Raw genomic sequence first — 9,211 nt, forward strand, 5'->3', positions numbered from 1 at the left:
ACCTGCGCCAGCAACCGCGCCCAGTTGATCGAGTTGACCGTGCCGATCTTGTGCTCGCGCTTGAAAGCCAGGTCGTTGCTGACGTTTTTGACGATGTCCTGGCAGTCATCGAACACGCCTTCAATGGCGATGTTGTGGATGTTCTCGTCCATCAGGCTGAACATCTGCGCCTGCTGAAACGGGCTCATGCGGCCGTGCGGGCTGAGCATGAACACGCGCACGCCCTTCTTGCCGCGCATGGCGTACTCGGCTGCGCTACCGGTGTCGCCTGAGGTGGCGCCGAGGATGTTGAGTTCTTCGCCGCGACGCGCCAGCTCGTACTCGAACAAGTTGCCCAGCAATTGCATGGCCATGTCCTTGAAGGCCAGCGTGGGACCATTGGACAAGGCTTCCAGGTACACGCCCTCTTCAAGCTTCTTCAGCGGCACGATCTGCGGCGTGCCATAAACGGCCTCGGTGTAGGTCTTCTCGCACAGCGCGCGCAGATCGGCAGCGGGAATGTCGTCGATGTAGAGCGAGAGCACTTCGAAGGCCAGCGCCGCGTAACCGCCCGCCGCGCCTTGGTTGAACACCTGGCGCCAGCGCGCCAGCGTGGCGGCATCGACACGCGGGTAGCGCTCGGGCAGGTACAGGCCACCGTCGGGTGCCAGACCTTCGAGCAGGATTTCGCAGAAACGTTTGCGCCCTGGGTCACCGCGCGTGGAGAGGTACAACATCAGTTCAGCTCTTCCTTGCGGATGCGCACGATGGGCGCGAGCACGGTGGGCAGATTTTGCAGCTGCGCCAGGGCATCGTTCATGGTGCCTTCGCGGGTGTTGTGCGTGAGGATGATGAGGTCCGTGGAAGTGCCGCCCTCGCCGCTCACCTCGTCGGCCTCGCGCTGCAGCACCGCATCGATGCTGATGCCCGAGCCCGCCAGCAGGCCGGTGACCTGGGCCAGGACGCCGGCCTCGTCGGCCACGCGAAGGCGCAGGTAGTAGCTCGTCACCACCTCGCTCATGGGCAGCACGCTCAGGTCGCTCATGGCGTCGGGGTGAAAGGCCAGATGCGGCACGCGGTGATGCGGGTCGGCGGTGTGAAGACGGGTGATGTCCACCAGATCGGCGATGACGGCGCTGGCGGTGGGCTCGCTGCCTGCGCCCTTGCCGTAGTACAGCGTGGTGCCCACGGCGTCACCCTGCACCACGACCGCGTTCATCGCGCCTTCCACGTTGGCAATCAGCCGCTTGGACGGCACCAGGCTCGGGTGCACCCGCAGTTCGATACCCTTGGCGGTGCGCTTGGTGATGCCCAGCAGCTTGATGCGATAGCCCAGTTGTTCGGCGTACTTGATGTCGGTGGCGCCGAGCTGGGTGATGCCTTCCACATAGGCCTTGTCGAACTGCACCGGGATGCCGAAGGCGATCGCGCTCATGAGCGTGACCTTGTGTGCTGCGTCCACGCCCTCGATGTCGAAGGTCGGGTCGGCTTCGGCATAGCCCAGACGCTGCGCTTCCTTGAGCACGACGGCAAAGTCCAGACCCTTGTCGCGCATCTCGGAAAGGATGAAGTTGGTCGTGCCGTTGATGATGCCGGCGATCCACTGAATGCTGTTGGCGGTCAAGCCTTCGCGCAGCGCCTTGATGATGGGAATACCGCCGGCCACGGCCGCTTCAAACGCCACCATCACGCCCTTGGCCGAGGCCGCGGCGAAGATCTCGGTGCCGTGCACCGCCAGCAGCGCCTTGTTGGCAGTGACCACGTGTTTCCCTGCGGCAATGGCTTCCATCACCAGCGCCTTGGCAATGCCGTAGCCACCAATCAGCTCGATCACGATGTCGATGTCGGGGTTGGCAATGACCGCGCGGGCATCGTTCACCACCGTCACGTTCGGACCCACGATGGACTGCGCGCGCGCAGTGTCGAGGTCGGCCACCATGGTGATTTCAATGCCACGACCGGCGCGCCGGCGGATCTCTTCCTGGTTGCGCTGCAACACGTTGAACGTGCCGCTGCCCACGGTGCCTATGCCCAGAAGGCCTACTTGGATCGGTTTCATGTCGGTCATGGTTGGGAGCAAAAGAATCAGGTGCCGTGGCGTTTTCGCCAGCCTTCAAAAAACTTCGCGACGCGGTTGATGGCCTCGCGCAGGTCGTCTTCATGCGGCAGGAACACGATCCGGAAATGCTGGTTGTCGGGGTAGTTGAAGCCGGAACCCTGCACCAGCATCACGCGCGTTTCCTGCAGCAGTTCCAGGAACATCTGCTGGTCGTCCTCGATGGGGTACATCTTCGGATCGAGCCTGGGGAACATGTAGAGCGCGGCCGAGGGCTTGACGCAGCTCACACCCGGAATGGCGGTGATCAGCTCGTAGGCCAGGTCGCGCTGGCGGCGCAGCCGGCCTCCCTCGCCCACCAGGTCGTTGATGCTCTGGTAGCCACCGAGCGCGGTCTGGATCGCCCACTGGCCCGGCACGTTGGCGCACAAGCGCATGTTCGAGAGCATGTTCAGACCCTCGATGTAGTCCCTGGCCGGCTTCTTGTCGCCCGAGACGATGAGCCAACCCGCGCGGTAGCCACACGAGCGGTAGCTCTTGGACAGCGAGTTGAAAGTCAATGTCAGCACGTCGTCCGACAGGCTGGCAATCGCCGTGTGTTTCACGCCGTCGTACAGCACCTTGTCGTAGACCTCGTCGGCAAAGATCACCAGGCCGTGTTCGCGCGCGATCTCCACGATGGCCTTGAGCAGTTCGTCGGAGTACAGCGCACCGGTCGGGTTGTTGGGATTGATGACCACGATGCCTTTGGTGGCCGGCGTGATCTTGCGGCGGATGTCGTCCAGGTCGGGCATCCAGCCGTTGGATTCGTCGCACATGTAGTGCACCGGTGTGCCGCCCGATAAGCTCACCGCCGCAGTCCACAACGGGTAGTCGGGCGCGGGAAGCAGCAATTCGTCGCCGTCGTCCAGCAACGCATTGGTGGCCATCACGATCAGTTCGCTCGCGCCATTGCCTAGATAGATATCGTCCAGCGTCACGCCCTTGATGCCCTGCGTCTGCGTTTCGTGCATCACCGCCTTGCGCGCACCGAAGATGCCCTTGCTGTCCGAGTAGCCCGCCGAATTCGGCAGGTTTCGGATCATGTCCTGCTGGATCTCCTCGGGCGCATCAAATCCGAACACCGCCAGGTTGCCGATGTTCAGGCGGATGATCTTGTGCCCCTCATCCTCCATCTTGCGCGCGGCGTCCATGATCGGCCCGCGAATGTCGTAGCACACGTTGGCCAGCTTGGCGGATTTCTGGATGGTCTTCAAAGTCACTCCCTGGGGTTCTGGGGTCGTGCGGCGCTGTGTTCCCGGTGTGTTGCACCGGGCGTTATATTCGGTCTCGTCTGCAGGGAAAACCTGCAATTTGACCACAGTTCCGCAGCCCGCCAGATCGGCCACCACCCCATGAAACTGCACTCCGACAAGCTGGATATCCAGTCCATCACCGGCTATGGCGACGGCTGGATCGCGGTGAACGGGCAGCGCCATTTCCACAGCCTGGTCATCACGCCCAAGGGCGCGTTGCTGCCGTGGCCCTGCGCCCGCTTCGAATCGCTCGACATCTCGCACTTCGACCTGCTCTTGGAACAAGCGAGCGAACCGCCCGAGCTCATCGTGTTCGGCAGCGGCGCCCGGTTGCGTTTCGCGCCACCGGCCTTGATGCGCGGCTTGATGGCCCGGCGCATCGGTGTTGAAACCATGGACACCGCGGCCGCCTGCCGCACCTACAACATCCTGGCCGGCGAAGGCCGGCGCGTGGTGGCGGCTTTGCTGCTGGAGACCTGAAGCGCTGGCCGACGCCGGGGGCCGCCCGCATGACGGGCGGGCCCAATCAGGGTAAAATAGTGGATTGTTTCCTGCCACGGGTCCCATTGCTGCAATGCAGGGCTCGCCGTGAAACAGCCGGGAAGCCAACGCATCACCACCAACTTACGTCAGGGGTCCACGCAGTATGGCAGTCGTTGTCAATAAACCCATTCCCGAATTCGAATCGATGGCCACCGGCGGCATCAAGGTCAGCAACCAGACGCATCTGGGCCAGACCATCGTGCTGTACTTTTACCCCAAAGACAACACGCCTGGCTGCACCACCGAAGCCATGCAGTTCCGCGACAAGTACAAAGACTTCGTCAAGGCCGGCGCCCAGGTGTTCGGCGTTTCGCGCGACAACATGAAATCGCACGACGATTTCAAGACCAAGCTCGAACTGCCTTTCGAGCTGATCGCCGACACAGAAGAGAAAATGTGCCACATGTTCGGCGTGGTCAAGAACAAGATCATGTACGGCAAGAAAGTCAAAGGCATCGAGCGCAGCACCTTCCTGATCGGCCCTGACGGCGTGTTGAAGGAAGAGTGGCGCGGCCTGAAAGTTCCCGGTCATGTGGAAGACGTGCTCAAGGCCGTCAAGGCCCTCAAGAAAGCTGCCTGATTGGCCCTTGCCCGAGTGGGCTCTCCACCGCAGGGAGTCGAGACACAAGAGTCATGCATAATGAATTCATGACGCCGGGAAGCCTCTCAGCCCCATTCCTTCTGCACACGCCAAGCAGACTCCAAAGCCGCCCGGTCACCCCGGCGGCTTTTTGTTTTCCAGCCTCGCGCTGAACACACAAGCCCACATGCCACTGCCTCCTGCTCCCTCCAAACGCGCCGCCCTTCTTTCACCCGAGGCTTACAGCCTCAAAGCAGCCGAAGAACCGTTCGAGCTGGAAGCCGACGCGTCACCCCTTGTGTCTGCGCCCGTTGTTCAGCCAGCACGCCTGCCTGAGGTTACAGCGATGACACCGCCACCCGCCGCCAAGGCTGGTGGCCGCGCGGTCGGCCGCAGCCGCAAGCCCACCGCAGTGGCAAGCCCGGTGGTGGCTGAGCGTTCGGAGATGGCGCCCACGCTGCAGAAAGTCATGCCTGCAGTCAGCACGGCTGCTCGAAGCCCGCGGCCTGCTCAGGTCACGCCATCGGCAGGCAGTCGCCGCCGCTCCGCGGGCAAGGCGGGCAACGGCCCCGCCCGGCTCTTCGTGCTGGACACCAACGTGCTGCTGCACGACCCGATGAGCCTGTTCCGCTTCGAGGAACACGACATCTTCCTGCCCATGATCGTGCTCGAAGAGCTCGATGGTCACAAAAAAGGCATGACCGAAGTGGCTCGAAATGGGCGCCAGACCAGTCGAACGCTCGACGCGCTGGTGGCGCAGCAGGGCGGCGACATGACCAAGGGCCTCAAGCTCTCGGCCACCGGTCACCACGGCGCGCGTGGCCTGTTGTTTTTCCAGACCGAGCCACTGGAGAGCAACCTGCCCTCCAGCCTGCCGCAGGGCAAGGCCGACAACCAGATCCTGGGCGTGGTGCATTCGCTGCGCCAACGCCATCCCGAGCGCGAGGTGATCCTGGTGTCGAAAGACATCAACATGCGCGTGAAGGCGCGCGCGCTGGGGCTGGCCGCCGAGGACTATCAGAACGACAAGACGCTGGACGATGGCGAGTTGTTGTACGCCGGCGCGCTGGCGCTGCCTCAAGATTTCTGGACACGCCAGAGCAAGACCATCGAGAGCTGGCAAAGCGGCAGCCACACCTTCTACCGCGTCAGCGGACCGGCAGTCGGGCAGTTCTACATCAACCAGTTTGTGTACTTCGAAGCACCGGGGGAGCCCTCGCTCTACGCCCGTGTGACCGAGATCCGCGACAAAACCGCGGTGCTCAAGACGCTCAAGGACTACACCCACCTGAAGAACGCGGTGTGGGGCGTCACAAGCCGCAACCGCGAACAAAACTTCGCGCTCAACCTGCTGATGGACCCCGAGATCGACTTTGTAACGCTGGCCGGCACAGCAGGCACCGGCAAGACGCTGATGGCCCTGGCCAGTGGCCTCACTCAGGTGTTGGACGACCGCCGCTACACCGAAATCATCATGACCCGCGCCACCGTGAGCGTGGGCGAAGACATCGGCTTTCTCCCGGGCACCGAAGAGGAAAAGATGGGCCCGTGGATGGGCGCGCTCGACGACAACCTGGAGTTTCTGGCCAAGGGTGATGGCGGCAACGCCGGCGAGTGGGGCCGCGCGGCCACCAACGAATTGATCCGCAGCCGCATCAAGGTCAAGAGCATGAACTTCATGCGCGGCCGCACCTTCATGAACAAGTACGTGATCATTGACGAGGCGCAGAACCTGACGCCCAAGCAGATGAAAACGCTGATCACGCGCGCGGGCCCGGGCACCAAGATCATCTGCATGGGCAACCTCGCGCAGATCGACACGCCCTACCTCACCGAAGGCTCGTCGGGCCTGACGTTTGCCGTGGACCGTTTCAAGGGCTGGCCGCACGGTGGGCACATCACGCTGGCGCGTGGCGAGCGTTCGCGACTGGCCGACTTTGCGTCGGAAGTGCTCTGAACGCACCGTTCAAGAGAACAACAAAAAACCCGGCCATGGCCGGGTTTTTTCTTGGAAAAGCCCACATCAGTAGTCGCCGCCGCCGGCGAGCGACTCGAACCTCGTGAGCATGTTCAGGAAGGCCAGCTTCACCGTGCCGGTGGGGCCGTTTCGTTGCTTGCCGATGATGATCTCGGCCACACCCGGCTCCTTGCAAGCGTCCTTGGTGTAGTACTCATCGCGGTAAATGAACATGATGATGTCTGCATCCTGCTCGATGGCACCGGACTCGCGCAAGTCGCTCATCATCGGGCGCTTGTCGGTTCGGGTCTCCACGCTTCGGTTCAGCTGCGAGAGCGCAATCACAGGGCACTGCAGTTCTTTCGCCAGCATCTTCAGGCCACGCGAAATCTCGCCCAGTTCAGAGGCCCGGTTGTCACCATCGCCGCCACTGCCGCTCATGAGCTGCAAATAGTCGACCACGATCAGGCCAAGCTTGCCGCACTGACGCGAGAGACGCCGCGCGTTGGCGCGGAGCACGCTGGCTGTGAGACCGGGCGTCTCGTCGATGTGCAGCGAGACATTGCGCAGCTTCTCGATGGCTTCTGTCAGGCGCGGCCATTCGTCGTCGGTGAGCTTGCCGTTGCGCAGGTGGGTCTGGTTGATTCGGCCGATGGAGCCGACGATACGCACGGCCAGCTGCGAGGCCCCCATTTCCATCGAAAACACTGCAACCGGCAGGCCCTCGTTGAGCGCCACGTGCTCGGCGATGTTGATCGCAAACGCGGTCTTGCCCATGGACGGACGCGCGGCCAGCACCACCAGGTCACCGGCTTGCAGACCCGAGGTCATGCGATCCAGGTCAACAAAACCAGTGGGCACACCGGTGATGTCGTTGGGGTTGTCGGCCATTTCCTGCACGCGGTCGAGCAGTTCAACCACGAGCGTGTCCATGCCCTGAAAGCCCTCCTTCATCCGCGAGCCTTCTTCGCCGATGTTGAAGATCTTTTGCTCGGCCTCGTCCAGAATCTTGTCGACCGACTTGCCCTGCGTGTTGAAGGCAGCGGTGGCAATCTCGTCGCTGGCGGCCACCAGTTTGCGCAGGATGGCGCGCTCGCGCACGATCTCGGCGTAACGCCGGATGTTGGCGGCGCTGGGTACGTACTGCGCCAGCGAGTTCAGGTAGGCCAGGCCGCCAGCCTCCTCGGCTTTGCCGAGGTTCTGCAGATGCTCGAACACGGTCACCACGTCGGCAGGTTTGCTGGCGTTGACCATCGTGGCGATGGCCGAGTACGCCAGGCGGTGTTCGTAGCGGTAGAAGTCGGAATCGTTGACGAGGTCCGCCACCCGGTCCCAGGCACCGTTGTCGAGCAGCAGCCCGCCGAGTACGCTGGATTCAGCCTCGATGGAGTGCGGTGGAACACGCAGTTGGGCCACCTGGCGGTCAGCGCCGCCACCGCCTTCGTCCAGGCCGGCGTCAAAAGAGGAGAAGGAGCTGGAAAAAACGGCAGACATCGGCGTGCAAAAAGTAAAGGGCCATCGTACGCGCAGGACCCTGGGAAGTCATGGGACAAGTCTGTGGACAAGTCCGGTAAAACGGGTGGATGACGGACGGCCTGGCCGGCCATCCGGGCTGCCCTCACCACAAACAAAAAAGCCGCAGCCCAAAGGGCGGCGGCTTTCGAGCGAAGCGCCTGGGCGCCCGCGCGGAACTCAGGCGGTTTCGCCGAGCACCGTCACGTTGACTTCAACCGTCACGTCGGTGTGCAGGTTCACGCTCACCGTGTAGTCGCCCACGTTCTTGAGGGGACCGTTCGGCATGCGGACTTGCGACTTCGCGACCTTGAAGCCTTGCTTGTTCAGCTCTTCGGAGACGTCGTGGTTGGTGACGGAGCCGAACAGGCGACCGTCCACACCGGCTTTTTGCGACAGCTTGACCGTCACAGCGGCGAGCTTCTCGCCCAAAGCCTGGGCTTCGGCGTGCTTGGCAGCAGCCACTTTTTCGAGTTCGACGCGGCGTGCTTCGAATTCGGCAATGGCGTTTTGCGTGGCGCGGCGGGCGCGGCCGGCGGGAATCAGGAAGTTGCGGGCATAGCCGTCCTTGACCTTGACCACATCGCCGAGGGCGCCGAGATTGACAACTTTGTCGAGCAGGATGATTTGCATGTCAGGCTCTCTTTCAGACGCGGTGCTGGTCGCTGTAAGGCAACATGCCGAGGAAGCGCGCGCGCTTGATGGCTGTGTTGACCTGACGCTGGTAGAAGGCACGCGTGCCAGTCAGGCGCGCGGGAATGATCTTGCCGTTCTCGGCGATGAAGTCGCGCAGGACATCGACGTCCTTGTAGTCGACTTCTTCGACGTTGGCCACGGTGAAGCGGCAGAAGCGCTTGCGCTTGAACAGCAGCGATTGGGTGTTGCGCTTGGGGCGCTTGTCTTTGTTGAAACGTTTGGGTGACGCCATGATGGGCCTTCCTATGTCTTGCTGAAATCTTGGATGTGGAACACCACGCCTTTGCCATTGCGCGCGTTGGTCAGGAAGCCGTGAAACTCACAGACCGAGTCGAGTCCCTGTCGGGAGAGGATTTCGGCGTGCGACCCGAAGGCGATGGCCCTGAGTTGCAATTTCACTTGCCTGGGGGTGTCCAGTTCGACGATCTGTGACTCGTGTTCGAGCACGAGGTTGACGGCCGGTATGCCTGCCGGTGTGTAACGCAGGCTCTGCACCTGCACCACCACGGCCGACAATTGAGTCTGGTTCACCCGTTGACGTTAACGCGCACCGGGCATCAAGCCTGGGCCTGTTCCTGCGGTTGGTGCTGCTG

General features: G+C 62.5%; 9 protein-coding genes and 1 pseudogene. 3 read left to right on the forward strand and 7 right to left on the reverse strand.

The features are described 5' to 3' along the window. From Q0C59_RS16585 to Q0C59_RS16595, 3 genes and pseudogenes are all read right to left on the reverse strand, one after another. Nucleotides 1-716 (reverse strand): annotated as a pseudogene (locus Q0C59_RS16585) (threonine synthase); the annotation flags it as partial. Further along, nucleotides 716-2,038: a homoserine dehydrogenase gene (locus Q0C59_RS16590; protein WP_291217555.1), complete on the reverse strand. Its 1,323-nt coding sequence runs from the start codon at nucleotides 2,036-2,038 to the stop codon at nucleotides 716-718. The pseudogene Q0C59_RS16585 and the gene Q0C59_RS16590, both read right to left, overlap by 1 nt. Nucleotides 2,039-2,064: 26 nt before the next feature. Further along, on the reverse strand, nucleotides 2,065-3,291 hold the full coding sequence (locus Q0C59_RS16595) for a pyridoxal phosphate-dependent aminotransferase (RefSeq protein WP_291217557.1): 1,227 nt from the start codon (nucleotides 3,289-3,291) through the stop codon (nucleotides 2,065-2,067). 138 nt (nucleotides 3,292-3,429) lie between these two features. Here Q0C59_RS16595 and Q0C59_RS16600 point away from each other — a divergent pair, with 138 nt between their 5' ends. From Q0C59_RS16600 to Q0C59_RS16610, 3 genes are all read left to right on the forward strand, one after another. Then, nucleotides 3,430-3,810 (forward strand): Mth938-like domain-containing protein, encoded by a 381-nt coding sequence (locus tag Q0C59_RS16600; protein ID WP_291217559.1) that lies wholly within the window; start codon nucleotides 3,430-3,432, stop codon nucleotides 3,808-3,810. Nucleotides 3,811-3,976: 166 nt separating this feature from the next. Then, nucleotides 3,977-4,453, forward strand: a complete 477-nt coding sequence (locus Q0C59_RS16605) for a peroxiredoxin (protein ID WP_291217561.1) — start codon at nucleotides 3,977-3,979, stop codon at nucleotides 4,451-4,453. Between the two features lie 187 nt (nucleotides 4,454-4,640). Continuing rightward, nucleotides 4,641-6,410, forward strand: coding sequence for a PhoH family protein (locus tag Q0C59_RS16610; RefSeq protein WP_291217564.1), 1,770 nt, complete (start codon nucleotides 4,641-4,643; stop codon nucleotides 6,408-6,410). A gap of 66 nt (nucleotides 6,411-6,476) precedes the next feature. Here Q0C59_RS16610 and dnaB read toward each other — a convergent pair whose 3' ends face one another. The 4 genes from dnaB to priB form a co-directional block, all read right to left on the reverse strand. Next, nucleotides 6,477-7,904: a replicative DNA helicase gene (dnaB, locus tag Q0C59_RS16615; protein WP_291217566.1), complete on the reverse strand. Its 1,428-nt coding sequence runs from the start codon at nucleotides 7,902-7,904 to the stop codon at nucleotides 6,477-6,479. Nucleotides 7,905-8,102: 198 nt separating this feature from the next. Continuing rightward, complete coding sequence (rplI, locus tag Q0C59_RS16620; protein WP_291217568.1) at nucleotides 8,103-8,555, reverse strand: 50S ribosomal protein L9; 453 nt, start codon at nucleotides 8,553-8,555, stop codon at nucleotides 8,103-8,105. Between the two features lie 13 nt (nucleotides 8,556-8,568). Further along, a complete protein-coding gene (gene rpsR, locus Q0C59_RS16625) occupies nucleotides 8,569-8,850 on the reverse strand; it encodes a 30S ribosomal protein S18 (RefSeq protein WP_056276851.1) in 282 nt (93 codons plus the stop codon). Between the two features lie 11 nt (nucleotides 8,851-8,861). Beyond that, a complete protein-coding gene (gene priB, locus Q0C59_RS16630; protein WP_056276853.1) occupies nucleotides 8,862-9,149 on the reverse strand; it encodes a primosomal replication protein N in 288 nt (95 codons plus the stop codon). Nucleotides 9,150-9,211 lie beyond the last annotated feature (62 nt).

The sequence above is a fragment of the Hydrogenophaga sp. genome, from assembly GCF_022844385.1.
In the GTDB taxonomy this organism is placed as follows: domain Bacteria; phylum Pseudomonadota; class Gammaproteobacteria; order Burkholderiales; family Burkholderiaceae_C; genus Hydrogenophaga.

What these genes read in the sequence shown, in the direction of transcription:
- Q0C59_RS16590 (WP_291217555.1), bottom strand. Translation starts at nt 2,038, where the DNA reads ATGAAACCGATCCAAGTAGGCCTTCTGGGCATAGGCACCGTGGGCAGC.
- Q0C59_RS16600 (WP_291217559.1), top strand. Translation starts at nt 3,430, where the DNA reads ATGAAACTGCACTCCGACAAGCTGGATATCCAGTCCATCACCGGCTAT.
- Q0C59_RS16605 (WP_291217561.1), top strand. Translation starts at nt 3,977, where the DNA reads ATGGCAGTCGTTGTCAATAAACCCATTCCCGAATTCGAATCGATGGCC.
- Q0C59_RS16610 (WP_291217564.1), top strand. Translation starts at nt 4,641, where the DNA reads ATGCCACTGCCTCCTGCTCCCTCCAAACGCGCCGCCCTTCTTTCACCC.
- dnaB (WP_291217566.1), bottom strand. Translation starts at nt 7,904, where the DNA reads ATGTCTGCCGTTTTTTCCAGCTCCTTCTCCTCTTTTGACGCCGGCCTG.
- rplI (WP_291217568.1), bottom strand. Translation starts at nt 8,555, where the DNA reads ATGCAAATCATCCTGCTCGACAAAGTTGTCAATCTCGGCGCCCTCGGC.
- rpsR (WP_056276851.1), bottom strand. Translation starts at nt 8,850, where the DNA reads ATGGCGTCACCCAAACGTTTCAACAAAGACAAGCGCCCCAAGCGCAAC.